Origin of the sequence: Halomonas sp. EF61 (assembly GCF_040147045.1) — a bacterium.
Classification (GTDB): domain Bacteria; phylum Pseudomonadota; class Gammaproteobacteria; order Pseudomonadales; family Halomonadaceae; genus Halomonas; species Halomonas litopenaei.
In genome coordinates, this window is sequence record NZ_JAMSHM010000001.1 from 1775857 (window position 1) to 1800020 (window position 24164).

Genomic DNA, 24164 nt, shown 5'->3' on the forward strand with positions numbered 1-24164 from the left:
GCTGGCGATTAGTCGAAGAGTCGGATCCATACCGCCCCAGGAGGGGTGAACAGTCGCGAATTTGATGTCCTGCTGCGGCACATGCGTCATGGCACCGACGAGGTAGCGCGTACCATGACCGTGATGGCAGTTGGGGGTATCACGGGGGGCGTCGAGGTGTTGCCCGGTCTGTGTGCTCCCCTGAAGGAAGCCGGTCTCATGGTGAGCGTTAGACTGAATCGCAACCAGGAATAGACCCAGTAGCATCAGTACGGCCATACCGATACGCAGCCACGGCAAGGCGTGGGCAAGGCTGAGGCGGCGTGTCGGTGGGCTCTTGGCCATAATGGCAGACAAATTGTTGAGAAGTGGCTCTCTCACCTTAGACCAGTGATGCTAACCGTCCATTGATATGCATCAAGATCGAAGAAAGCAGGAAACGTATGTGCAGGGCCCAGGTTGTCAGATTCAGTCTTCACCATGAAATACTGCCTTTAATCCTGACGCGGTGTGTGGCTAACCATTGCTATCACGCGAGGATGATAGTGAATAACGAAAGTGAGGATAGCGGTAACGAAAAGCACGATCGCAAGACCCCAGTACGTGCCGAGCGCACTACCCACGAACAGCAATCCGGCACCGGCAGACCCAACGGCCTGCCCGAGGCTGGACAAAGCGGTCTGCTTGCCCAGCGCCGCACCCTGTGCCGGTCCGCTGGCCAGGGAGACCTGATAGGCGAGCAACGGAATCAACAGCCCCGATCCAGCCCCCAGCAGCGCAACCACGACGACTGCCTGCCAGAAGCCCGAGGCGTAGGGGAGGCCAAGAATGCCCATGGCCATCAACAGGAAGGCTCCGCCGATCAAGTGGCCGGGGGTGAGTCCTTTCGGCGGGTGTGCCGACCACAGCAGCTGCACCGCCAGCATCACCAGGCTGCACTCCGTGAACAGCAAACCGACCTTGAAAGGATTGAGGCCGATCGATTGCCGCCCCTGCAGGCTGAGGCCCACCTCAAAGGCCCCCAGGCCGAGCATCGCCAGCAGCGTAAGCGCCAGGAAGCCACCGACGGCCCGAGGTGACGCTGGCTCCGAAGCGGGTGCGTCGGAAGAAGAGCGCTGTACCGGCTGTTCACGAACGTGGTGGTAGGTCAACAACCACACCCCTGCGGCGAATCCTGCCGTGGCCACGAAGGGCCAAGCCACCGGCCCGCCGAGCACCATGTCGGATTGAGGCATCACCATGGGAATGCTGGCGAGCCAGCCGCTGAGCATGGGGCCGGACAAGAAGCCCAGGGTGGCGGTGGCACTGAGCCAGGCAAATCGCCGAGCACGGAGCGTGGCATCGTCACACTCGGCCGCCTGCGCCAGTGCCACCGGGATCACTGCTGCCGCAAAGGCGCCGGCAAGGGCCCGTACTCCATAGGCGAGTGGCAGGTTGCGCGTCAGGCTGAATCCCAGCATGGCCAGCGCAAACCCTGCCAGCCCCCATAACAGGACGGGGCGACGGCCCAGGCGGTCGGAGAGACTACCCCACAGTGGGGCGAAGCCGAACAAAGCCAGGGTATACATCCCCGTTAGCAGCCCGGTGTGCCGCGATACGTCCCCAGGGGTGGTCACCGCCAGCACCCGGTCGAGGAACAGCGGCAGGATCGGCAGCACCGTGCCGTAGCCGAGGAAGACGACGAAGGTGGCGGCGAGCAGGGCAGTGAAGCCCGCGCCTGATTTGGTGAGGACCCCCACCACTAGTGAAAGACCATACCGGCGATATGAAAGCCGGCATCGACGTGGAGCACTTCGCCGGTAATGCCGCTGGTGTAGTCGCTGGCCAGCACCAGGGCGGCGCGACCGACCTCATCGGCTTCTACGGTGCGGCGCAGCGGTGACCGCTTGACGGACTCATGGAGTAGCTCATCGAAATGCTCGATGCCGGAGGCGGCCCGGGTCGCCACCGCCCCCGCAGAGATCGCGTTGACACGGATATTCCGCGGGCCCAGCTCGTGAGCCAGGTAGCGTACCGAGGCCTCCAGCGCGGCCTTGACCGGACCCATGACGTTGTAGTGGTCGACGACCTTCTCGGCGCCGACGTAGCTCAGGGTCATGAGGCTGCCGCCCCGGTCCATCAACGGCTCGGACAGCTGGGCCATGCGGATCAGCGAGTGACAGGAAATGAGCATCGACTCGGTGAAGCCTTCGGCCGAGCAGTCCGTGAGGCGTCCGTGCAGCTCCTCCTTGCGTGCCCAGGCGATGGCATGCAGGAGGAAGTCCAGCCGCCCCCACCGCTGGCGGATGGCGTCGAACACTGCCTCCAGCTGTCCTGGTACCGTCACGTCACAGGGGAGAAACAGCCCGGCGTCCACTTCCCGGGCCAGTGGCTCGACATGGGGGCGAGCCTTGTCGTTGAGATAGGTGAGCGCCAACTCCGCACCGGCATTGCGGAAGTGCTGGGCAGCCGACCAGGCCAGACTCTGATCGTTGGCCACGCCCACCACCAGGCCCTTGCGGTCATTCAAGTTGAGGTATTCCATGTGCATTCTCCGTCACTTCCGGTGTCCAGTGCCCAAGGTCTTCTGCCGCGCTGCGAGAGTCTCCAAGATGATATGCCGCTTGCACAGGCAGTGTAGGCAGGTGCAGTTGCAGCAGTCGGGGGGTCGTGCAGGGGGATGCGCCCGTGGCCGATGCGCGGGGCCGGGACGACCGAGGTCTGGGTCAGGATGAAGGCCCTCTACGCTCACTCACGTCTCAACCCATGCTGGCGGTGTCCCCTAACGTAGCGCTCGGGGTTCGCTTCGAATTGGTCGCGGCAGGCCGGCGAACAGAAGTAATAGCGCTTGCCCTGGTATTCACTCCCCGTGGCGGCGGTCTTGAAGCTGATTGCCATGCCACATACCGGATCCACGAAAGACTTCTGTTCCACTCGTTCATGGTTCATCGCGGTTCGCCCCTTGTCATTATTCAGAACGGTGCATACGGGCTGCGTCCCCCGTCTACACATGCAGCCCGTCATCTAGCTCCAGGATGCGGCCATTGATGTAGTCGTTATCGAAGATGAACTGTACCGAGTGTGCGACCCCTTTGGGGCCAGCCGTCTCTCCGGGATCTGGGCCCGCAGCTTGTCGAGGACCTTGTCGGGCATCGCCTCCACCATGGCCCGGTAAAACCCCCGGGCGATGGCCGCGACGCAGGTATTGTGGCGGGCGAAGTCCTTGGCCCAGGTGGCGCCCATCGCATCCCCCCGGATCGGTTACTCGGCCGTCAATAGCATCTTGATGGCCTGCTCCTTCGATGCCCGGGAAAACACGTCGTAGGCCTTCTCGATGTCGTCGAGCTTGAAGCGGTGGGTCACCAAACCTGCGGGCTCGACGCCACCGGCCTCGACGATGCGCATTAGCACCGGGGTCGTGTTGGTGTTCACTAGGCCAGTACGCACCGTGACATTCTTGATCCAGAGATCCTGCAGGCGGAACTCGACGCTCTTGCCGTGCACGCCGATATTGGCGATATGCCCCCCCGGGCGCACGATGCGCTGGCAGATATCGAAGGTCTCGGGGATTCCCACTGCTTCCATGGCGACGTCCACGCCTTCGCCACCGGTCAGCTCGTCGATAGCGTCGAGTGGATCCCGGGCGATGGTGTCGGTGGCGCCGAGCTGCTTGGCCATGGCCAGACGGTTCTCGTCGGGGTCGATCATGATAATCCGTGCGGGAGAATAGAAGCGCGAGGTCATCAGGGCCGCCAGGCCGATGGGCCCCGCGCCGACAATGGCCACCGTGTCGCCGAGCCCTACCTCGCCGTTCAAGGCGCCGATCTCATGGCCGGTAGGCAGAATGTCACTGAGCATCACCGCCGCGGCGCGGTCCATGTCCTTAGGCAAGCGGTGCAGGCTGTTGTCCGCGTGCGGGATACGCACGTACTCGGCTTGGGTGCCGTCGATCAGATGACCGAGGATCCAGCCGCCGTCGCGGCAGTGGGCATAGAGACCCCGCTTGCAATAGTCGCAGCGGCCACAGGAGGTGATGCAGGAAATCAGCACCTCATCGCCGACCTGAATATGGCTGACGCCGTCGCCGACTTCCTCGACGACGCCGACGCCCTCGTGGCCGAGGGTACGACCATCCTCCACGGCGGGCACGTCGCCCTTGAGGATGTGCAAGTCGGTGCCGCAGATAGTGGTATGGGTGATGCGCACTACCGCGTCCGTGGGCTTGGTCATGCTCGGGCGCGGCTTTTCCTCCCAGCGTCGCTGGCCCGGTCCGTGATAGACGAGTGCTTTCATGATGTTACCTCATTGAGTGGCACAGCTCGGCAGCTCATGGAGAGCTACGCATTCGGGTCAATTCGCGGTTACAGTTGCACCGCTTCCTCTAGCAGGCCCGCAGGACGGGCTCATTACTCCAGTACATAACGCCCTGGCGCTTCGTCCAGCGCTGGATAGCCTCTGGTCACCCCCGGCTCCCGAGCGGGTATGCGCTGGGTACTGTGACCTTCCAGCCAGCCCTGCCAGCAGGGCCACCAGGAGCCGTCATGATGCGCGGCAGTGGCCTGCCAGCCATCCGGATCCATGAAGGGGTCCTCAGCCTGGATGGTCGAGATCTGGTGGAAGCGGCGGGAATCACCGGGCGGGTTGACGATGCCGGCGTTGTGCCCGCCGCTGGAGAGCACGAAGGTGACGTCCGCCGGCGTCAGCCACTGGACCTTGTAGACGGAGCGCCAGGGGGCGACATGATCCTTGAGCGTGCTGACGGCGAACACGGGAATCTCGATGTCGGTCAGCGATACGGGCCGTCCGTCCACCCGGTAGCGCCCACCGGCGAGGTCGTTGTCGAGGAACAGCCACCGGAGGTACTCGCTGTGCATGCGCGCCGGCATGCGGGTGCCGTCGGCGTTCCAGGCCATCAGGTCGAACATGGGCGGACGTTCGCCGGCGAGATAACTGCGCACCATCCTCGACCAGATCAGGTCCTGGGAACGCAGCAGCTGGAAGGCGCCGGCCATCTGCCGGGTGTCCAGATAGCCCCTGACGGCCATGAGGTCCTCGAGGAAACGCACCTGATCCTCGTCGATGAACAGCATCAGCTCACCGGCCTCGCTGAAGTCGGTCTGCGCGGCGAGCAGCGTCAGGCTGGCCAGGCGATTGTCACCGTCCCGGCCCATGGCGGCCGCGGCAATCGACAGCAGCGTCCCGCCCAGGCAATAGCCCACGCCGTGGACACGCTGCTGCGGGCAGATGGCCGTGACCGCGTCGAGGGCCGCCATGACCCCCAGCCGCCGGTAGTCGGCCATGCCCAGGTCCCGCTCCTCGCTGCCCGGGTTCTTCCAGGAGACGACGAACACCGTATGGCCCTGGGCCACCAGGTAGCGGATCAGGGAGTTCTCCGGGGAGAGGTCGAGGATGTAGTACTTCATGATCCAGGCCGGCACGATCAGCACCGGTTCGGCATGGACCTCCTGGGTGGTGGGCGCGTACTGGATCAGCTCGATGAGCCGGTTGCGGTAGACCACCTTGCCAGGCGTCACCGCCACGTCTCGGCCGACCCGATACGCTTCGACCCCCACCGGCCCTTCGCCGGCCTGGCGTCGCTGCCAGTCCTCCAGCAGATTGGAGGCACCACGGGCCAGGTTGGCGCCACCCTCGCGCCGCGTCTGCTCCTGCAGTTCGGGGTTGGTGGCGAGGAAGTTTGACGGCGACCAGATGTCGAGCATCTGCCGCGCGCCGAAATTCACCATCGCCTCATGGTGGCGCGAGACGCCCGGTACGCCGGTGGTGGCCACATGCCACCACTGCTGCTGCAGCAGGAAGCCCTGATAGAGCATGTTGAAGGGCCAGCGCTGCCAGGCCTCGTCGCGAAAGCGTTTGTCCTGGGGCAGCGGCTCGATGCAGGGCTCACACGGCGCCTGGCCGGCGCGCTCGCAGTAGCTGCCGAAACGTTGCCACTTGCGCAGGGCCTTGCCGACGAGTTCCGTCTGCTTGTCCGGTGACAGCAGCAGGTGTTGCGCCCAGTCCCACCAGGCCTGCTGGACGGCGGTCGGTGACAGCCCCCCTGTGAAGAGGCTCATCATGGCGTGCAGGCGCGCGTCGGTGGTCGTCGCCGGTGGGCTCGCTGTCGTCCCGTCGATGGTGGCTCGGGTGGTGGTTCGGGTCGTGGTGTCCATCAGCGCACCTCCCTGGGGCAGCAGGCCGACTCGGGTTGCGGGGAACAGCAGAAGGTGGATTCCGCTTCGTCAGGGGAGGGCACGGGCAGGCGGATCCCCGCGCGGTACATCAGCGCCGCCACGGCCAGTCCGGCCAGGCGCGCCTCGGGCGGGTCGGCCCGGGAACTCAGTACCGCCGGCACCGTCAGCCCCATGACCACCCCGGCCGCCGTGGCGCCGGCATGGTACTCGAGGTTCTTGGCCAACACGTTGCCTGACACCAGATCCGGCATGAGCAGGATGTCGGCCTTCCCCGCCACCGGGGAGTCGATGCCCTTTTCGCGCGCGGCCCGTTCCGAGATGGCGTTGTCGAAGGCCAGTGGCCCGTCGACCTCGGCGCCGGCAATCTGGCCGCGGCGGGCCATCAGGGTCAGGCAGGCCGCATCCAGGGTAGAGACGATGGCCGGATTGACCGTTTCCACGGCGGAAATGACCGCGGCATGTGGCCGCTCGAGCCCGATCATGTGCATCAGCTCGATGGCGTTCTGGAGAATCTGCGCCTTGGCATTGAGGTCGGGGGTAATGTTCACGGCCGCATCGGTCACGGCCAGCAGGCGTGGGCAGTCGGGCACGTCCACCAAAAAGACGTGGCTCACTCGCCGGCCGGGCTGTCGCAGGCCATTGCCCAGCAGGGCATGCATGAAGGTATCGGTGTGGAGGTGCCCTTTCATCAGCGCATCCGCGCGTCCGGCCTGCACGAGCTCCACCCCGATGCGGGCGGCCTCCACATCCGAATCGGCCTCGATCATCGCTTGTGGATCGAGGTCCCACCCGATCGCCGCGGCGGCCTCGACGACCTCGGCGGGGCGGCCGATGAGCACCGGCTCGGCGATGCGTCGCCTCGCCGCCTCGCGAAGCGTCTCCAGCACCGCCGCCTGGGCCGCATTGACCACGGCGACGCGGATCGGGTCACCGCCACCGGCCTGCTGAATCAGGTCATCGAGCGTCGCAAGGGCCACTGGCGTTGCCATCTGGGTCATGTCACCTCCTGGGTGTTGGTTAATGTGCGCTGCACGTGCCGGGCGATCATCCGTTCTTCATCGGTGGCCACGGCCTCTACCCGGACCGGGCCCTCGTCGGCGGAAATCACCGGCCCGGGCGTGCGGTTGCGTCCTTCCTCCAGTGTGATGCCGAGATACCCCATTCCTGCGCAGATCTGTGCCCGGATCGCCGGTGAGTTCGCGCCGATGCCGCCGGTGAAGATCAGCCGGTCCAGCCCGCCGAGCGCGGCGCTCAGGGCACCGATGAAGTGGCGGGCACGATGGCAGAAGAAGTCGACGGCTTGCGTGGCCTCCGGCGTGTCCTCGCGGTGCGTCAGGAGTTCCCGCATGTCGGCACTCACCCCGGAAAGCCCCAGCAGCCCCGAGCGTCGATAGAGAAGTTCCTCGATCTCTGCGGCATCGAGCCCGTCATGACCGGCCAAATAGAGCAGGATACCGGGGTCCAGATCGCCGCTGCGGGTACCCATGGGCATGCCGCCCAAGGCGCTGAAGCCCATCGTGGTCTCGACGCTGCGCCCGTGGCGGATCGCCGCCATCGACGCCCCGTTGCCCAGGTGTGCGACGATCAGTCGTTCGTCGAGCGCTGCGGGGCCGTGGCGCCGTCTCAGGTCGTCGACGATGAACTCGTAGGAGAGGCCGTGGAAACCGTAGCGACGCACCCCTTGGGCCGCGTATTCCCGGGGCAGGCCGGTGTGCCGGGCGACCGCGGGCAGGCCGTGATGAAACGCCGTGTCAAAGCAGGCGAGTTGGGGCACGTCGGGGAACTGCGTGCGCATGGCGGTGATGCCGGCCAGGTTGTGTGGCAGGTGCAGCGGAGCCAGTGGCACCAGAGCGTGAAGCCGGTCCAGCAGGGAGGCATCGATCCTTTGGGGGCAGTCGCAATCGGGGCCACCATGGACCACCCTGTGCCCGATGCCGACGAGGTCCAGTCGGCTTGTCTGCTGTTGAAGAAGGGTGTCGACCTTCTCGATGGCGGTGGCATGATCAGCCAGTCGCGCGGGGTGGTCGTCAACCGTTCCCTGTGCACTCGACATCTGGAGCCGGCCTTGTGACGTGCCGATCCCACTGGCCGATCCCCAAACCAGCCGTGCGAGCCCTTCCGTCAGACCGAATACGGCAAACTTCAGGCTGGATGACCCGCAGTTGACCACCAGAATGGCCGATCGGCGGCTTGGCATCGTCGAGTCCTCCTTCTCCGGGGGCGAAAGGTGATCCCTGTTCAGCGCCTGGCTACAGGTCTCGGGCTCGGTTGATCTGTTGGGACAGACGCATCGCCTCGTGTTCCTCCAGCTTCAAGAGCTCGCGAACGAGATCCCGAGCCTCGGGGATGTCGGCGCGTCCTTCCAGGTAGCGGTATAGCGCGATGACCTGATCGTGCAGCGAGAAGACTTCCCGGCTGATGTCTTCGAAGCCCATCTCGGCATAGGGCAAATTGCACGCCTGATGGGGTTTGATAGGCGCATGCGATAGATAGTCGTAAACCCACGTGTGCAGGGCCTTGGGGTCGGCCTGCTTCTCGAAGCTGGCCACGGTGTGCTCCAGGACCGCCTCGTGATCGGCGAGGTACTCCAGCAGCGATTTGGCCCGTGCCTCCTCCTGCTGGGTGGCACAGTGCCTGAAGCATTCGGCCAACTGGGCATGCAGCTGGCGAGTCCAGTCGATCAGGTCATGAAAGGTCTCGATCTTCATTTATTGCTCTCCATTAGTGGGTTGCTCTATAGGTATTGGCTGTAAACCGGGTTGGCTTCGACTGGGTCACTCGTTCTCGCTCCACCATCCCCCGCCGTAGAGGCTGTGAAACCCCATCTCGTACACGCTGTCGCGGGTCGTGCCGGCCAGCTCCAGCGTCGAGGCGATAGAGTCGCTCACCAGCGTCTCCCATTGCCGATAGGGGGTGTCACTATCGACCGGCGCCGGCGCGGTCTCCACCATCTCGGCCAGCCACTTCACTCCGGTCATCCAGGGGGAGAAGCGTTCCGAGAACATCAGCCGGCTGGTCCGCGCCGGATGTAGTTGTCGCAGCGCTTCGGCGGACCAGGGGGTGGTGTAAAACCGCACCCAGGGCCCGACGAAGGTCTCGTAGAGGGCCACATTGTGCTCGGAGAGCGCTCGCACCCCTTCGAACGCCGGGGCCTGGTCGGGAAAGTCCAGGTCTTCCACGCGGCGCTCCTCGAAGCGCACCTGGAACTGGGGCTTGTGACAGTCGGGGTCGCCGGTGGGGTTGTCGATGCGCATCTCGTAGAGGCCAGGGGCCAGGTCATTCAGATTGCCGACGCTCTCGAGGATCGCTCGGTGCTCGAGGCGCGCCACCTTGGAGGAGACGAAGATGCCCAGATGCCCGACGTGGGGATTGAGCAGGTAGACGATACGCTGGTCGGCGGCCTTGAGTGCCGCGGTATCGGGATAGACCGCGGGGATCCAGTTGAGCGCCTGATGGGGCGGGGTGATGTTGTCGCCGCCGGAGGCGAAGATCACCAGGGGGTTGCGGATGCGCTTGAGGTCGACGCTACAGCCGGGGCAGAGCTCGAGCTCGCCACGCTCCAGCTTGTTGCCAACGAAGAAGTTCTCGACGATGGCAACGATCTCTTCCTTGCTCAGGCTATAGAACCCCGTCCACCAGCGCTCGAACTCGAGGAAGCGTTCGCGCTGGCCGTCGATGTCGGCGAACAGCTGATAGTCCTTCTGCCACAGGGTATTCGCCGGCTTGAGGGCTTCGAAGTTGGTGGCGAGGTTCGCACCGTCGAAGCGCCCGTCTCCCAGGTCGGCCATCAGGTGCGTCAGCCAGGCACCGCCCAGCAGGCCGCCGGCGAGGCGCATGGGATTGACGCCGGATTCGCCGGACCAGTAGGAGAGCGGCGAGCCGTTCAGCACCGCCGGCCCGACCAGACCCTCGCAGTCGGCGGAGAGCAGCGCGATGGCCCAGCCCGCCTGGCAGTTACCGTAGAGCACCGGCGGCTGGCCGGGGTGGCGCTCGGCCAGCGTCTCGACGAAGCGGCGCAGGACGTGCAGCACGTCCTCCAGTGTCTGGCCGGGGACGGGCTCGGGGAAGAAGATCACGAAGTAGACCGGGTGTCCCTCGTGGAGCGCCATGCCCACCTCGGAGTCGCGCTTGAAGCCGCCGATGCCTGGGCCGTGGCCGGCACGCGGGTCGACGATCATCACCGGCGGCCTAGTCTCGTCGAGGCAGTCCTCCAGGCAGTCCTCGCCGACCCGGGTGATGCGCAGCAGGGCATAGTTGGCGGGGCGCGCCAGTCGACGGCCATCCACGAGCATCTCGTAATCGAAGTCGAGCAGTGGCGGCTTGCCCGCCTGCTCATGCTCGAGCATGTTGTCCGCGCGCTCACGCAGCGTGTCCAGGTAGCGTACGCCGCGTCGCCACAGGTCGGTCTGATAGGCGAGTAGCTCCGTGGCCGGGTGGCTCGGGAGGGTGCCTTCTTCGGGCTCGGGTGCGGTCATCGGGGCGTCCATCTCTGGTGGGGCGGTGGGTTGGCGCTTGCGCGGGGTTTTATGAGCCGTGGGTGGCTTGGTGGTGGATGTTTTGGCGGTCATAGTGGATACCTCTCAGTGTCAGGATGTCGTGGGCGCCGATCTCGATCCGGGACTCGGACAGGAAGCGGTACGGCGGAACCTTCAGGTTGATCGGCGCCGGCACCGCCTTGAACACGCGTCCGGCGAAGTCGAACTGGGAGCCGTGGCAGGGGCAGAAGAAGCCCCGGGCGAGTCGTCGCTGACGACCACGATCGTGCCGACGAGAAAAACGTCTGCTTTTCATGACTGCACCTCTGGGATTTTGTCCTTACAGGCGCCAGCCACTCGTACTCGCCATCCGCAGGTGCGGAATGAAGCGTGGCGTGCGGGCCGCGTAGGTCTGCCATTTGTCGCCAAACTGGCGCGCTACCTCGCGCTCTTCGTGGATCGCCAGTCGTGAGTACATCCACACCAATACCGGGAACATGACCAGGGTCAGCAGGGTGGGCCACTGCAGCAGGAAGCCGGTCATCACCAGCACGAAGCCGGCGTACTGGGGATGCCGGACATGGGCATAGAGCCCGGTGGTGGCCAGTTCTCCCCGCCGCTGGGCGGTATAGAGTGACCGCCAGCCGGCGGCGATGAGCCAGAAACCCGCGGCGATGAACACCATGCTCAGCAGATGGAACGGCCCGAAATGCGGGTTGGCCTGCCAGCCGAACAGCATCTCCAGCAGGTGGCCCGCATCGTGGCTGAACCAGTCCACCTCCGGGTAGCGCGACTGCAGCCAGCCGGAGAGGAAGTAGAGGGTCAGCGGGAAGCCGTACATCTCCGTGAACAACGCCACCAGGAAGGCGCTGAAGGCCCCGAGCGAGCGCCAGTCCCGGCGCGTCTGCGGCTTGAAGAAACTGAAGGCGAAGAAGATGAAGATCGCCGAGTTGAGAATGACCAGGCCCCACAGCCCGTAGGCGGGTACGTCATCACTCATCGCGTCCTCCCTTGTGATTGTCATGCTCGCCATGGCCTCCATGCCCACCATGGCCTCCATGCCCGCCGTGCATGAACACATGCATCAGCGGGCAGGCGAGCAGGATCACCCAGGGCAGGGCACCGAGCAGGTGCACCTTGTGCTCCTCCCAGAGCAGGAAGCCCATCACCGCCAGGGCGATCGCCACCATGAGCCAGAAGCTGCCTTTGCTGGGTCCTCGCTCCAGCCACCCCTTTTCGTCATGCATGATCAAATCCTCACCCGGCGCAGGCGCAGCGAATTCATCACCACCGACAGCGAAGACGCGCTCATCGCGAAGGCGGCGAACATCGGCCCGATCAGGATGCCGAGGAACGGATAGAGGATCCCGGCGGCGATCGGTACGCCGGCCCCGTTGTAGACCAGGGCGAAGAACAGGTTCTGCTTGATGTTGCGCATGGTGGCCAGCGACAACTTGCGGGCCCGAACGATGCCGTCGAGGTTGCCCTTGACCAGCGTGAAGCCGGCGCTTTCGATCGCCACGTCGGCGCCGGTGCCCATGGCGATGCCCACATCGGCCTGGGCCAGGGCGGGAGCGTCGTTCACCCCGTCGCCCGCCATGGCCACCTTGCGGCCTTGTTCCTGCAATTCGCGGATGATGCGGGCCTTGTCCTCGGGCAGCACGTCGGCGCGGATCTCATCGATACCCAGTCGCCCGGCCACCGCCTTGGCCGTCCGCTCGTTGTCGCCGGTGGCCATGATGATGCGAAAGCCAAGTTTGTGCAGCGCCTTCAGGGCCTCGGGGGTGGTCTCCTTCACCGGGTCGGCGACGCTGACCAGGCCGGCGATCTGGCCATCGAGCACGACGAACATCACCGTTTCGCCTTCATCGCGGCGGGCGTTCGCGGTCTCGGAGATCCGGCCGCCATCGAGGCCCAGTTCGGCCATCAGCTTGGCGTTGCCGAGGGCCACCGACTTGCCGTCCACGACCCCCTTGACGCCCATGCCAGTCACGGCTTCGAAATCGGTGGCATCGGCGAGGGACACGCCGCGCTCCTCGGCGCCGGCGACGATGGCCTCGGCCAGTGGGTGCTCGGAGCCTTTCTCGAGGCTGGCCGCCAGGCGCAACACCTCGGCCTCGTCATGCCCTTCCTCGGGCAGCACCGCCACCAGCTTCGGCTTGCCTTCGGTCAGGGTGCCGGTCTTGTCGACCATCAGCGTATCGACCTTGGCGAAACGTTCCAGCGCCTCGGCATTCTTGATCAGTACGCCGGCCTGCGCGCCGCGCCCGGTGGCCGTCATGATCGACATCGGCGTGGCCAGGCCCAGCGCACAGGGGCAGGCGATGATCAGCACCGCCACCGCCGAGACCAGCGCATAGGACAGCGCCGGCGCCGGACCCCAGATCGCCCAGCTAATGAAGGAGAGAATGGCGACGCCGATCACCGCGGGCACGAACTTGCCCGCCACCTTGTCGGCGAATTTCTGAATCGGTGCGCGCGAGCGCTGGGCAGCGGCCACCATCTCGACGATCTGGCTGAGCATGGTGTCGGCGCCGACGCGGGTGGCTTCCATGACCAGGCTGCCGGTGCCGTTGATCGTGGCCCCCGTGACCTGGTCGCCTTGGACCTTCTCCACCGGTACCGGCTCGCCGGAGATCATCGACTCGTCGATCGAGGAGCGGCCCTCGACCACCATGCCGTCCACCGGTACCTTGTCGCCGGGGCGCACCCGCAGGTGATCGCCGACCTGCACGTCTTCCAGCGGTATCTCCTCTTCGCTGCCGTCGGGCCGGATCACCCTCGCGGTCTTGGCGGCCATGTCGAGCAGTGCCCGGATCGCCTTGCCGGTGCCCTCGCGAGCGCGCAGCTCCATCACCTGGCCTAGCAGGACCAGGGTTACGATTACCGCTGCGGCCTCGAAGTAGACTCCGACGGAGCCGTCTTCCCGGCGGAACCCGTCGGGAAAGATGCCGGGCGCCAGCACCGCGACGATCGAGAACAGGTAGGCAGCGCCGACCCCCATGCCGATCAGGCTGAACATGTTGAGGTTCATCGTCCGGAACGAATTCCAGCCGCGCACGAAGAACGGCCAGCCGGACCACAGGATGACCGGCGTGCTGAGCACCAGCTCGATCCACATCGCGTTGCGTTCACCGAAGAAGTCGCGAATGGCCCCGAGGCCCAGGTAGGGGCTCATCGTCAGAATCAGGACCGGAAGCGTGAGCACGGCCGCGACCCAGAAGCGTCGGGTAAAATCGACCAGCTCGGGATTCGGCCCTTCATCGCCGACGGCCGCCGATTCTAGCTCTAGCCCCATGCCGCACAGCGGGCAGGCCCCGGGGGTGGTCTGGCGCACCTCGGGGTGCATCGGGCAGGTGTAGACGGCGCCGGCATGTCCAGCCGGCACCTTGTCGTACTTGCCGCCGCGCACCGGTTCGCTGACTGCATGGTCGGTGCCATGTCCGTGGCACGGGGCATGCTTACCATGATCGGAAGGCGCCTGAGCGTCGTCACTTCCCATGGGGACGAGGTGCATGCCGCACTTGGGGCAGTCACCCGGCTGGTCGGAGACGACCTCCGGGTGCATCGGGCAGGTGTATTGGGCGCCACCCTGGCTGCCGGCGGTGTGTTGGTCCGTATCGCCGCTGCCTCGTGTCGGTGCCTCGTGCGAGGCATGCCCGTGACAATGGTCGTGTTGGTGTTGCGTCATGGAATCGTCTCCGTCGCTTCCGCGTCTTGATTCAACCTCGTGGCCCTATCTCGATAGGGTCGAAACTAATAGTGCCGTATCCAATAATCAGGAGGTGCGATCAAAGCAGAAGATCGCGCCTGCGTTGCTCGTATTCCTCGCGGTCGATCTCGCCGCGGGCATAGCGTTCTTGCAGAAGGTCCAGTGCCGTTGGCCGCTGTTGAGACATGGCCTCGCCCCGGCCTCGGGTCATGCCACGCACGAGGAGAACGGCCAAGGCAATGACGGCGCCCCAGAACAACACCATCATGAGCCCGCCGAAGAGCATATGCCCCCAGCCGTAATTCCCCATATACGCCATCATGTCGCCCCACATGGTCGGATCTCCTTTCATGTTGAATTACCCTGCCCTGATGTCAGGCTAAAACCTGTGGGTAACCCAAGGATCAAGAAAAATAGAGGTGAAAGCATGCGGCTCTTGATCCCGGTCAGCTTTCGTCATCCTCGTTGGAATGGAATCACCACCGCAGGCATGCGTTGATGTGTGAATCCATGTTAGTGCCCCCCGCTCATCGTGAGTATTGCGTGAGGTATCGGCTAGCTTCCGCCACTGTCCCCAGCGAGGAATAAACATCGGTACTCGCCGCTGATAGGCGCGAGATGTCGCTGCCAATTCCTTGGCAACATCGAATATGGCCGAAAAAGCTGAAACAAGCTTGAATGGCTGCTTGGAGCGTTACATGTGTTGTCCATGGGGCCTGCCTCCCGCCGATTCTCACCGTCCAAAGCGTGTGGCAAAGAAGTTGTAGAGCGGGCCGAAGACCAGGGCGACGTACCAGCCGTAGCCGAAGCTTTCAGCCAGGCCCAGGAAGAAGCTTGACCAGCTCAACCAGGTGAAGCCAGGCAGCAGGCGAAGCCAGCTCTCATACATCGCCTGGTCGGGAAACAGCAGGTCGAAGCCGACGCATAGGGTGAAGGTCACGGCCAGAAACAGCCCCAGGCTCATCCCGAGCGTGATCACGGGAATCCGTGGCGTAGCCTGGACCGGCAAGCGGGTTCCGGAGCGAGGCTTGGCTGTCGACGGAACATCGGCATCAGGCATCTTCGTTCTCCGGTTGGGTAGTAAAGTCCTTTGCTGCAGGTGCGAGATATTGTTCGGGCGCGGCCTCGAAGCGCTCCCGGCAGTCACGAGAGCAGAAGTAAAAGACGTGGCCATCGTGGACGCTCGGCTTGGCCCTTTCGGTTCTGACGGTCTTGCCGCAGACGGGATCGACGTCCTCGGCTGGCGGAATCCACTTCAGCCCCTCGGTGGCGTGTGGATCCTCTCGACTATCGTCGCCATGCTTGCTCCTGCCATGGCGGTGCCCCATGACGTGGGCACCACAGCCAAAGCGCATCATCAGAAAGAGGATCGCTGCCCAGATCAGGAAGTAAAACAGTGCGTTCATAAATGCCTCCTCGTGACTTCCGCTAAGCTGTACCCGATACCGAGCCCGCTGGCGTGCTTACGAATGTGCATGCGAAAGAGACTCTCCACGCACAGCGGCCACTCCGGCAGTTGCCTGGATCAATGTGGGGCGGGCACGGGTTTCTCCCGCACAGCCATGTCTGGAAGCGCGGGATCAGGGAGCGAGTCGACTTAGACTCTGTAGCGTTGGGTCAAAAGGTAGACTGGAACCGAAGAGGGGGAGAGGAGAGCGCTTGGCCTGCCGCTGGCGGTGACAACCCGGGGCGCTATGGCTGGGGCCGTCATGCTCAAAGGAAGAGGCTCGAAGTCCAAGTCCTGGCGCTCCAGGCGCAACAGGGCGCTGCCGACATTACGAGTGCCATGGCCATGGTGGCATCGCGGTTGAGGATAGTCTGCGTTGATGAACTCGATGTTCGAGTGCGCATCTGCGTGAGGCTCAACGCCAACCTGGCCAGACACAGTAGAGGAGGGAGCATCTGCCGAGGAAGGGACATCTGCCATTGTGGCGGCGCTAGAGAGCAGTAGCACCATGCCCAGCAGGATGACCAGACCAAAGCGATGCCACGCGGTGGCAGACCGCGAGGATTGCTTGGGAAATGACGCGTGCCTGGCCATGCGGCAGGGCTCCTGCAGAGTGATGTACATCTTACCCTAGCGCAGAATCGAATCCTGTCCATTGACATGGATCAAGATGGAGCTTGCCGTAAGCTGCAGTGGCCTCATTGAAGTGGTGACCTGGGCGAATGGCTGGGATGACTTTTACCATAGGTTATACCGTTTCGGCATGGATGTATGTTCAAAACTTTGGTCTTGGTTGGTTATTCGGCATGACACCAGCGCAGTATTAACTTCTTGAATCCTTTGTACCGCTCATGCGTATCTGTTTTTTTACCCTTGATTCAAGGCCACATTTTGGAGGTGCAGCACTACGATGGAGACCGCCATGGGTCGACCCAGCTCGATCTTGACCTTTGGGCAGCCTCAAGGTTGTAAGCTGACGTAGAATGGATATGTAGGGAAAGGGCAATGCGAGTCACAGAATTGGCTCGGGCTGGTGGCGTAACTGCGGAAACGGTGCGTCACTATACACGTGAGGGCCTGTTGCAGCCGCAGCGGGATCTGTGCAACGGCTATCAACTTTACGATGAGGAGGCGCTGGGGCGCCTTCGCTTTATCGATTGCCTTCGTTCGTTGGGCGTTGGTCTACCAGCAATCAAGAATATATTGAGTTGGGCGGATGAAGACAGACCTACAGTTGTCGATAGGTGCGCGCCGCTGGCTGATCAAGGGCGCCACATCCGCTTGCGGATTCAAGAACTCCAGGCGATAGCGCAATGGCTGGAGAGCATCGACCACGATGATGCTCCCGATAATCCCAGCCTGGGGGAACTGATTGAAGCACTGGGATCGTCGGAGTCAGCGGTCATTACGGATGGTTCGCACAGAGGCCAGCAGTGATGCGACTGAGGTATTCTGTCGGCGGTATCTTCCCGACTTGTTATGCACTGCTGGTGTCAGAGTTGCTATACACCAAACGCAATTGTTAGTAGTCCGTAGATTCCCGTTGCCGAGCGCTTAGTCGTTTGCAAACGCTGGCGGGGATATGTAAATGAGTACCATGATTCTATTCCCTGAATTCAAGCAAGCCGCCAAGCACGTGGCTCTGTGGCTTGACTGTGGTCGGCGGTGACGTAAGCTAGTTCTTGCAAGCACCGTCCATGGCGGTCCGGTGGTCTCGACCGGCACCAACCGAGGCACCCCAGCACCCAGGCGTTTCGAGGGTGCGCCGCTTAGCGGTACGCCACCTCCCAAGGCCTCGCGCATCCCGAGACGAGGCTGCCCATCCGGGCTGGATGCTGCACCTCTTCCTCGGCACTTGTGTGCCATCACCCACCAGGGGATCCACATTCCCCGGTGGGGAAGGTGTTTCCCCTGTGTGCACTACCGCAGGAGATCCACCATGAAATCCTACGATATGTCGTTTCTGGCTCGTGACCACGGCTTTGCGGGCAAGGTCCGCGTCAGCGAGCGGGTCATGGACGACTGCATGTACGTCGCAGAGCACGTGGTCTCGGAGCATGGGGTTACGCCCATCGAACGATTCCAGATGCTGCTGCAGAGCGTGGCCCGCCAGCTGTCCGGGTACCCAGCAGGGACCCAGGCGGTGCGGCTGACTCACCATCGCATCCCGCCCAGCGGGAATCCCCACCAGCCTCTGGCTCTCGAGCTCGAGGCGTTGGTCGTGCAAGGTGACCGCCAGCATGGTGACTACCTGCTGGTGGCACGCCACGACGAGCTGAACCACGCGCAGCTTTTCGCCGCGTAACCCTTCCTCACTACCCACCCCGACCGGGACATCGCTCCCGGAGGGGGCGGTCTCGGTCATGTCCGGAGGTTCTGGTCATGACACACACTTCAGCAGCTGCCTTCCCGGCAGAGTCTCGCTACTCCCCATCCAACGCGCCTCAGCTGTTCGTGCGCGACAGCGACGGCAACTACCTGGCGGCCCCCGATGACCGCGTCATCGATGCGGCGCGACAGGTGGTTGAGCGTTCCGTCTCAAAAGGCATGAAGCTCAACACGCCCAACCGGGTGCGTGAGTTCCTGTGGCTCAAGCTGGCTGGCTACGACCATGAGGTGTTTGGTGCCATCTTCCTGGACACCCAGCACCGCGTGATCGAGTTCAGCGAGCTATTCCACGGCACCCTTGATTCCGCCTCGGTCTATCCGCGGGAGGTGGTGAAGGCGGCGCTGCACCACAACGCCGGTGCGGTGATCTTCACCCATAACCACCCCAGCGGGGAGCCCGATCCGAGCGATGCGGACCGACGCATCACCCAGCGCCTTAAAGAGGCACTGGGTCTGATCGAAGTTCGCGTGCTCGACCACATCGTGGTGGGCGGTTCGGACTCGGTCTCCTTCGCGGAGCGGGGTTATCTCTGACACCTCGGGCGCTTGCCCGTGACTTCTTGGACGGGTGCCGGAGCTGCCGGCCCCGTCCGCTCTTTTTGCATCCTGACAAACAGGAGTCTGGTGATGATCAAGATCCCCGGGCGGCTCACCGTCCGCACCATTCATGGGCGCAACGGCCCCTTCAACGTTGGCCGGCTGGCGGCCTCGATCGGCGAGTTCGTCATCAAGGACCCTCAGCTGGATCAGTTCAGCGAAGGGGTATTTGAGGGCGAGTTTCTGCTGCTCGAGATTCGCCCGGCGAGCTACTTCGCCAGTGGCCGGCTGGTGGTGGAGGTCCGCGCCAAGGTCGGCGAGATGCTGCTGACCGAGGACGGCATGCTGGTGAATCAGCACGGCCCGCGCTTCGACTCCGCGGAGATGGACCCGCTGGAGGAGGAGGCCGCTCCTGCGCCACCCGTGCCGCCAGCCACTCCTGCGCCTGGATCGGGTGAGCCGATGGCTCCGCCTGCGCTGCCGTCTCAGGTTGATGCTGGCGAGGGGCCAGGGCCGCAAGCCCCGGATACCCACGCCGCTGGCCAGGAGGCCAATCCCGACGCCGAGCTCTTCGGCCTGCTCTGGCCCCTGGGGCAGAGCGTCAAGCTCGATCCCACCGTGGACCGGGCTCTGTTCCGCCGTCAGGTGAGTCGACTGAAGGAGCTGGGCTACCGATTCCAGGCGCCGACCCAGACCTGGCAAGCCGCTGCCTGAGGCAGCCACTCCCCACCGGGGCATCTCGATGCCCTGGGCTCGGGATGTCCCCATCGCTCTTCGCTAACCGATGGAGACCCTCATGCCCGAGCTCTACACCCTCGACGAGTGCCTGGACCTGTACGCCGATGCGTTCTGCCTTGGCCGGCAGCGTGAGTGCCTGTTTCTCTCCCTGTGGGGGCGGGATACGGCGCTGCAGGAGCTGCTTGCCAGGCTGACGCTACCCGCGGCAGACAATGGCCTGGGTACCCTGCATCTCTGCCAGGGCGACACTCGCCACCCCATGGTCTTTGGCGACATGGACCGCTACTCCCGGCGCTCTGCCCGGTTGCGCCAGACGCGCTTCGGCACCCTGGTGCACGTGTGGCTCTTCGACCAGCGCTGCATCACGCCGGATCGCGCCAACCTTCACAGCATCGTCCTGCTCGACGGCGAGGAGGGCGCCTGCCCGGTGGATGACCAGCTGTGGCCCCGCGTGCGGGAGCTCTGCCCGCTGCCTCTGCTGGATCACTGGCAGGGGCCGGTGATGACGCTGCTGCATGCCCAGCAGGCGGTACTGCCGGCCTCGTTCTCACAGGGGCCGATCCAGGCCTGGGAGATCTCCCTCGATGAGAACGACCTGGCCCCACGCCTCAGCGGCATGATCCGCGCCGGCGTACTCACACCCGAGCCCTGAGCTCTCGCTCCACCCTGGTGCGGCCGTTCTGGCCGCGCCTACCACACCCAACCGACAGGAGGTGTCGCATGGCACTGATGTTTCAGCGCATCGCGCGCAACTTCGCCAGGAATGGCTACTTCCCCACGGATAAGGCGTCGCTTGAGCGGGTGCTTCAGGCGCTCCGCCCTGCCAGCACCGGCCGGATGCGGGTGCTCGACCCCTGTGCGGGGGAGGGCGCTGCCATCGCCGAGCTTGCCCACCACCTGGGGCGCGAACGCGTTCAGGCCTGCGCCGTGGAGTATCACGCCGAGCGGGCCGCCTCGATGCATGGCCTGGTGGATAGAGGCCTACAGGGCGACCTGATGGACACGGTGATCTCACCGCGCAGCGTGGGCTGCCTGTGGCTCAACCCGCCCTATGGCGACCTGCTGGCCGACCACGCCGGCTACGAGAGCTATCAGGGCAAGGGGCGCAGGCGCCTCGAGAAGCTGTTCTACCAGCGCACCGTTGGCACCCTGCAGTACGGGGGTGTGATGGTGCTTATCGTTCCCGACTACGCCCTGGACAAGGAGCTGACCGGCTGGCTGGTCAACCACTTCACCGAGCTGAGGGTCTTCCGCGCCGCCGTGGATGACTTCCAGCAGGTGGTGATCCTGGGCCGCCGGGTGCGACGCCGTGAGGCGCAGCGCAGCCAGGAGGCCAAGGCGATACGCGCCCAGCTGCTGCGCGTGGGAAGCAAGGAGGTCATACCCGAGGTGATCCCGGCGGTGTGGCCCTTCGAGCCCTACGTGATACCGGCGGCTCAGGGCGAGCTGCGCCACTTCTACCGCGTCTCGCTCGATGCCGAGCAGCTGGCCGATGAGGTCGGGAAGCTGCAGGGGCTCTGGCACGAGGTGGGCAGCGTGTTCGGGAAGACCGGCCTGTCGCCGCGTCCCCCAGTGCGCCGGCTCTCCTCTTGGCATCTGGCCCTGTCGCTGGCGGCCGGGGCCATCTCCGGCGTGGTGACCGCGCCCAGCGGCCGCTGCCTGGTGGTCAAGGGCAACACCCACAAGGATAAGGTCGCCAAGACCGAGTTCACCGAGCGGGAGGATGGCTCCATCACCGAGACCCGCGTGCTCACCGACCGCTTCGTGCCGGTGATCCGCGCCTGGGAGATGACGCCTGACTCGCCTCGCTGTGGGCAGCTGCTGACCATTACCTCGACGCCGGCGGCCAATGATGGCGAGCCGGAAGAGGGTGATCAGATGGCAGACGCCGAGGCAGGCGATGCCCCTGAGCCGCTCAACCGGGTCGCCGAACGTGCCGCGAGGCCGGATCCACGCCGCTTCGAGGTGGGGCGAGTGGTGATGACCCGGGCCGTCAACGAGTTGGTGGAGCAGGGCGAGGTCTCGCCCATGGCGCTGCTCCGACGACACGTCACCGGCGACTGGGGTGACGTGCCTGAGGAGGACCGCCAGAGCAACGAGCAGGCCCTGGTTCACGGTGACAGGCTGCTCTCGTCCTACCGGATCGGTGAGTCGCTCACGGTCTGGATCATCACCGAGGCGGACCGCAGCGCCACCACGCTGTTGCTGCCAGACGACTACTGACCGGCGCCCCGGGCGCCATTCCCCACGGCGGGCCTTTCCAACCCGCCAGGGGAGGGGAGTGTCCGCCGTTTTCTTGTGAACAAGGAGACGGACATGAACGACATCACTCAGCTGCCGGCGCCGGCCGGCATGGCGCAGTCTGGCGAGGTCTTCGGGCCTCAGGTGGACCTCAACGCCTTCGTGGAGGAATTTGGCGATGGCCTGCTGGCCTCGCTCAACCGCTCCCATCCCCCGGTCTATGACGGCGAGGCCAACCCTCGTCGTCAGGCCATCATGGATGCCCTCAAGCGGGCGCCTTTCCCCGAGCAGGCCGAGGTGGTCCAGGCCATCTCGGCGCTGCTGCTCGATCGGCACGAGCCGGCGGGCATCATCAACGCCGAGATGGGCACCGGCAAGACCATGATGGCCATCGCCACCGCGGCGGTCTGTCACGGCGAAGGCTATCGGCGTTTCTTGGTGATCGCACCGCCCCACCTGGTCTACAAGTGGCGGCGGGAGATCCTGGAGACAGTCAATCAGGCCAGGGTCTGGGTGCTGAACGGCCCGGATACCCTGGTCAAGCTGCTCAAGCTCCGTGAGGCCCTGGGCCAGCCGTCCGATGGGCGGCCGGAGTTCTTCATCCTGGGGCGTGTGCGCATGCGCATGGGCTTCCACTGGCGACCCGTTGCCGCTCGCAAGCGCGTGCCGGGCGGCGAGCTGGCGGCCTGTCCTCAGTGTGGCGACACGGTGGTCGACTGCGACAACGAAGCGGTATCGCTGTCGCAGTTTCTCCGTGAGGAGCGGCGCCACAAGTGCCGGCACTGTCACAGCCCTCTCTGGACGCTGATGCGGCCGCAGCGGGCGACGGGCAGCCTGCAGCGCGACCTGGTGCTCAAGGCGCTGCGCAAGCTGCCTACCATCGGCAAGGTCTCCTCGGAGCGCCTGGTGCAGCAGTTTGGCGAGGAATTCCTGGCCACGCTGCTGGGTGACAACATCCACGAGTTCATCAACCTCATGGATGAGAACGGGGAGCTGGTGTTCTCCGACCGACAGGCGGCCCGTATGGAGCGGGCCATGGCCGCTATGGAGTTCGGTTTCGGTGAAGGCGGCTATCAGCCGACCGAGTTCATCAAGCGGCAGCTGCCGGATCACACCTTCGATCTGCTGATCGTGGACGAGGGCCATGAATACAAGAACGCCGGGTCGGCCCAGGGCCAGGCCATGGGCGTGCTGGCAGCCAAGGCGCGCAAGTCGCTGCTGCTGACCGGCACCCTGATGGGCGGCTATGCCGACGACCTGTTCCACCTGCTGTTCCGCATCCTCACGCCGAAGATGCTCGAAGACGGCTATCGCCCCAACGGGCGCGGATCGATGGGGCCTGCGGCCATGTCGTTCCTGCGTGACCACGGGGTGTTGAAGGACATCTACACCGAGCGCGATGGCGAGTCGCACAAGACAGCGCGAGGCAAGAAGCTGTCGGTGCGCACCGTCAAGGCCCCGGGCTTCGGCCCCAAGGGGATCATGCGCTACGTGCTGCCCTTCACCGTCTTCCTCAAGCTCAAGGACATCGGTGGCAACGTGTTGCCGCCCTACGATGAAGAGTTCATCGAAGTGCCGATGGACGACGAGCAGGCCTTTGCCTACCGGCGGCTCGAGGGTCAACTGACCGCTGAGCTCAGACAGGCGTTGGCACGCAAGGACACCACCCTGCTGGGCGTGGTGCTCAATGCGCTGCTGGCCTGGCCGGACTGCTGCTTCCGACCGGAGACGGCCAAGCATCCGCGCTCGGGCAGCCTGCTGGCGTTCGTGAAGAGCCTCTACGGCGAGCAGCAGCCGATGCCCAAGGAGCGCGAGCTGGTGGAGATCTGCCGGCGAGAGAAGGCGGAGGGTCGCAAGGTGCTGGTCTACACGACCTACACCGGCAAGCGCGATACCAGCAGCCGACTCAAGGCGGTGCTCACCCAGGCCGGCTTCAAGGTCGCGGTGCTGCGCTCCAGCGTGGAGACCCAGAGACGCGAGGACTGGATTGCCGATCAGGTCGACCGCGGTGTCGACGTGCTGATCACCAATCCGGACCTGGTGAAGACCGGGCTCGACCTGCTGGACTTCCCCACCATCGTCTTCATGCAGACGGGCTGGAACGTCTACACCCTGCAGCAAGCCGCCCGCCGCTCCTGGCGGATCGGCCAGCGGCAGCCGGTGAAGGTGCTCTACCTCGGCTATGCCGGATCGTCGCAGATCGCCTGCCTGTCGCTGATGGCCAAGAAGATCGCCGTGGCCCAGAGCACGTCGGGAGACGTGCCCGAGTCGGGCCTGGATGCCCTCAATACGGACGGAGACTCCGTGGAGATGGCCCTGGCCAGACAGCTGGTCAGCTGATCGATACCCAACCTATGCCCCCTCTTCGGAGGGGGCTTTTTGTGGCTGCAGTAGGGAGTAACTCACTGATGCGACTTTGGTTGTAAGTTAGGTGATACAGATAAATTAAGAATCTTCTCAGAAAGTATATGCGGATG

The 24164-nt window shown here is 64.5% G+C and carries 22 protein-coding genes and 1 pseudogene; 7 read left to right on the forward strand and 16 right to left on the reverse strand.

The window, feature by feature from the left end:
- Nucleotides 1-473: 473 nt before the first annotated feature.
- From NFI08_RS07850 to NFI08_RS07925, 16 genes and pseudogenes are all read right to left on the reverse strand, one after another.
- Entirely contained in the window at nt 474-1721 is a 1248-nt protein-coding gene (locus tag NFI08_RS07850; RefSeq protein WP_052704545.1) for an MFS transporter, read from the reverse strand.
- Nucleotides 1721-2503, reverse strand: a complete 783-nt coding sequence (gene fabI / locus NFI08_RS07855) for an enoyl-ACP reductase FabI (protein WP_045995014.1) — start codon at nt 2501-2503, stop codon at nt 1721-1723. Before fabI ends, NFI08_RS07850 begins: the two co-directional genes overlap by 1 nt.
- A gap of 203 nt (nt 2504-2706) precedes the next feature.
- The gene (locus NFI08_RS07860) at nt 2707-2907 is read right to left on the reverse strand and encodes a YHS domain-containing protein (protein ID WP_045995028.1); all 201 of its coding nucleotides are present in this window, start codon (nt 2905-2907) and stop codon (nt 2707-2709) included.
- Between the two features lie 312 nt (nt 2908-3219).
- The gene (locus NFI08_RS07865) at nt 3220-4251 is read right to left on the reverse strand and encodes a zinc-dependent alcohol dehydrogenase family protein (RefSeq protein WP_045995012.1); all 1032 of its coding nucleotides are present in this window, start codon (nt 4249-4251) and stop codon (nt 3220-3222) included.
- A gap of 113 nt (nt 4252-4364) precedes the next feature.
- A complete protein-coding gene (locus NFI08_RS07870) occupies nt 4365-6128 on the reverse strand; it encodes a PHA/PHB synthase family protein (protein ID WP_045995011.1) in 1764 nt (587 codons plus the stop codon).
- Nucleotides 6128-7147 carry a bifunctional enoyl-CoA hydratase/phosphate acetyltransferase gene (locus tag NFI08_RS07875; RefSeq protein WP_204249010.1) on the reverse strand — a complete coding sequence of 340 codons (1020 nt, stop codon included), beginning with the start codon at nt 7145-7147 and terminating at the stop codon, nt 6128-6130. Before NFI08_RS07875 ends, NFI08_RS07870 begins: the two co-directional genes overlap by 1 nt.
- Entirely contained in the window at nt 7144-8346 is a 1203-nt protein-coding gene (locus NFI08_RS07880; protein ID WP_023004660.1) for an acetate/propionate family kinase, read from the reverse strand. Before NFI08_RS07880 ends, NFI08_RS07875 begins: the two co-directional genes overlap by 4 nt.
- A gap of 52 nt (nt 8347-8398) precedes the next feature.
- On the reverse strand, nt 8399-8857 hold the full coding sequence (locus NFI08_RS07885) for a hypothetical protein (RefSeq protein WP_045995010.1): 459 nt from the start codon (nt 8855-8857) through the stop codon (nt 8399-8401).
- Between the two features lie 66 nt (nt 8858-8923).
- A complete protein-coding gene (locus NFI08_RS07890; RefSeq protein ID WP_204249009.1) occupies nt 8924-10624 on the reverse strand; it encodes a DUF3141 domain-containing protein in 1701 nt (566 codons plus the stop codon).
- 49 nt (nt 10625-10673) lie between these two features.
- Nucleotides 10674-10880 (reverse strand): annotated as a pseudogene (locus NFI08_RS07895) (hypothetical protein); the annotation flags it as partial.
- 84 nt (nt 10881-10964) lie between these two features.
- Nucleotides 10965-11624, reverse strand: a complete 660-nt coding sequence (locus NFI08_RS07900; RefSeq protein ID WP_045995008.1) for a methyltransferase family protein — start codon at nt 11622-11624, stop codon at nt 10965-10967.
- A complete protein-coding gene (locus tag NFI08_RS07905; RefSeq protein ID WP_045995007.1) occupies nt 11617-11871 on the reverse strand; it encodes a DUF2933 domain-containing protein in 255 nt (84 codons plus the stop codon). The genes NFI08_RS07900 and NFI08_RS07905 overlap by 8 nt, the downstream gene beginning before the upstream one ends.
- Nucleotides 11872-11873: 2 nt before the next feature.
- Nucleotides 11874-14315, reverse strand: a complete 2442-nt coding sequence (locus tag NFI08_RS07910) for a copper-transporting P-type ATPase (RefSeq protein ID WP_253028371.1) — start codon at nt 14313-14315, stop codon at nt 11874-11876.
- A gap of 100 nt (nt 14316-14415) precedes the next feature.
- Nucleotides 14416-14670, reverse strand: coding sequence for an SHOCT domain-containing protein (locus tag NFI08_RS07915; RefSeq protein WP_023004667.1), 255 nt, complete (start codon nt 14668-14670; stop codon nt 14416-14418).
- Nucleotides 14671-15069: 399 nt separating this feature from the next.
- Entirely contained in the window at nt 15070-15396 is a 327-nt protein-coding gene (locus NFI08_RS07920) for a DUF5676 family membrane protein (RefSeq protein WP_083970599.1), read from the reverse strand.
- The gene (locus NFI08_RS07925) at nt 15389-15742 is read right to left on the reverse strand and encodes a YHS domain-containing protein (protein WP_023004669.1); all 354 of its coding nucleotides are present in this window, start codon (nt 15740-15742) and stop codon (nt 15389-15391) included. Before NFI08_RS07925 ends, NFI08_RS07920 begins: the two co-directional genes overlap by 8 nt.
- Nucleotides 15743-16788: 1046 nt before the next feature.
- On the opposite strand from NFI08_RS07925, the gene NFI08_RS07930 reads away from it, so the two are divergent.
- The 7 genes from NFI08_RS07930 to NFI08_RS07965 all read left to right on the forward strand — a co-directional run bounded on the left by NFI08_RS07930 (nt 16789) and on the right by NFI08_RS07965 (nt 24027).
- The gene (locus NFI08_RS07930) at nt 16789-17220 is read left to right on the forward strand and encodes a MerR family transcriptional regulator (protein ID WP_045994462.1); all 432 of its coding nucleotides are present in this window, start codon (nt 16789-16791) and stop codon (nt 17218-17220) included.
- A 502-nt stretch (nt 17221-17722) separates the two neighbouring features.
- On the forward strand, nt 17723-18088 hold the full coding sequence (locus NFI08_RS07935; RefSeq protein WP_045994463.1) for a hypothetical protein: 366 nt from the start codon (nt 17723-17725) through the stop codon (nt 18086-18088).
- Nucleotides 18089-18165: 77 nt separating this feature from the next.
- Complete coding sequence (gene radC / locus NFI08_RS07940) at nt 18166-18705, forward strand: RadC family protein (protein ID WP_045994464.1); 540 nt, start codon at nt 18166-18168, stop codon at nt 18703-18705.
- 93 nt (nt 18706-18798) lie between these two features.
- Nucleotides 18799-19422, forward strand: a complete 624-nt coding sequence (locus NFI08_RS07945; RefSeq protein WP_045994465.1) for a DUF3275 family protein — start codon at nt 18799-18801, stop codon at nt 19420-19422.
- Between the two features lie 82 nt (nt 19423-19504).
- Nucleotides 19505-20098 carry a hypothetical protein gene (locus NFI08_RS07950; RefSeq protein ID WP_045994466.1) on the forward strand — a complete coding sequence of 198 codons (594 nt, stop codon included), beginning with the start codon at nt 19505-19507 and terminating at the stop codon, nt 20096-20098.
- 17 nt (nt 20099-20115) lie between these two features.
- Nucleotides 20116-21669 (forward strand): DUF6094 domain-containing protein, encoded by a 1554-nt coding sequence (locus NFI08_RS07955; protein WP_446718529.1) that lies wholly within the window; start codon nt 20116-20118, stop codon nt 21667-21669.
- A gap of 93 nt (nt 21670-21762) precedes the next feature.
- Nucleotides 21763-24027 carry a DEAD/DEAH box helicase family protein gene (locus NFI08_RS07965; RefSeq protein ID WP_045994468.1) on the forward strand — a complete coding sequence of 755 codons (2265 nt, stop codon included), beginning with the start codon at nt 21763-21765 and terminating at the stop codon, nt 24025-24027.
- The last annotated feature ends 137 nt before the right edge of the window (nt 24028-24164 follow it).

What these genes read in the sequence shown, in the direction of transcription:
- fabI (WP_045995014.1), bottom strand. Translation starts at nt 2,503, where the DNA reads ATGGAATACCTCAACTTGAATGACCGCAAGGGCCTGGTGGTGGGCGTG.
- NFI08_RS07860 (WP_045995028.1), bottom strand. Translation starts at nt 2,907, where the DNA reads ATGAACCATGAACGAGTGGAACAGAAGTCTTTCGTGGATCCGGTATGT.
- NFI08_RS07865 (WP_045995012.1), bottom strand. Translation starts at nt 4,251, where the DNA reads ATGAAAGCACTCGTCTATCACGGACCGGGCCAGCGACGCTGGGAGGAA.
- NFI08_RS07870 (WP_045995011.1), bottom strand. Translation starts at nt 6,128, where the DNA reads ATGGACACCACGACCCGAACCACCACCCGAGCCACCATCGACGGGACG.
- NFI08_RS07875 (WP_204249010.1), bottom strand. Translation starts at nt 7,147, where the DNA reads ATGACCCAGATGGCAACGCCAGTGGCCCTTGCGACGCTCGATGACCTG.
- NFI08_RS07880 (WP_023004660.1), bottom strand. Translation starts at nt 8,346, where the DNA reads ATGCCAAGCCGCCGATCGGCCATTCTGGTGGTCAACTGCGGGTCATCC.
- NFI08_RS07885 (WP_045995010.1), bottom strand. Translation starts at nt 8,857, where the DNA reads ATGAAGATCGAGACCTTTCATGACCTGATCGACTGGACTCGCCAGCTG.
- NFI08_RS07890 (WP_204249009.1), bottom strand. Translation starts at nt 10,624, where the DNA reads ATGACCGCACCCGAGCCCGAAGAAGGCACCCTCCCGAGCCACCCGGCC.
- NFI08_RS07900 (WP_045995008.1), bottom strand. Translation starts at nt 11,624, where the DNA reads ATGAGTGATGACGTACCCGCCTACGGGCTGTGGGGCCTGGTCATTCTC.
- NFI08_RS07905 (WP_045995007.1), bottom strand. Translation starts at nt 11,871, where the DNA reads ATGCATGACGAAAAGGGGTGGCTGGAGCGAGGACCCAGCAAAGGCAGC.
- NFI08_RS07910 (WP_253028371.1), bottom strand. Translation starts at nt 14,315, where the DNA reads ATGACGCAACACCAACACGACCATTGTCACGGGCATGCCTCGCACGAG.
- NFI08_RS07915 (WP_023004667.1), bottom strand. Translation starts at nt 14,670, where the DNA reads ATGTGGGGCGACATGATGGCGTATATGGGGAATTACGGCTGGGGGCAT.
- NFI08_RS07920 (WP_083970599.1), bottom strand. Translation starts at nt 15,396, where the DNA reads ATGCCTGATGCCGATGTTCCGTCGACAGCCAAGCCTCGCTCCGGAACC.
- NFI08_RS07925 (WP_023004669.1), bottom strand. Translation starts at nt 15,742, where the DNA reads ATGAACGCACTGTTTTACTTCCTGATCTGGGCAGCGATCCTCTTTCTG.
- NFI08_RS07930 (WP_045994462.1), top strand. Translation starts at nt 16,789, where the DNA reads ATGCGAGTCACAGAATTGGCTCGGGCTGGTGGCGTAACTGCGGAAACG.
- NFI08_RS07935 (WP_045994463.1), top strand. Translation starts at nt 17,723, where the DNA reads ATGAAATCCTACGATATGTCGTTTCTGGCTCGTGACCACGGCTTTGCG.
- radC (WP_045994464.1), top strand. Translation starts at nt 18,166, where the DNA reads ATGACACACACTTCAGCAGCTGCCTTCCCGGCAGAGTCTCGCTACTCC.
- NFI08_RS07945 (WP_045994465.1), top strand. Translation starts at nt 18,799, where the DNA reads ATGATCAAGATCCCCGGGCGGCTCACCGTCCGCACCATTCATGGGCGC.
- NFI08_RS07950 (WP_045994466.1), top strand. Translation starts at nt 19,505, where the DNA reads ATGCCCGAGCTCTACACCCTCGACGAGTGCCTGGACCTGTACGCCGAT.
- NFI08_RS07965 (WP_045994468.1), top strand. Translation starts at nt 21,763, where the DNA reads ATGAACGACATCACTCAGCTGCCGGCGCCGGCCGGCATGGCGCAGTCT.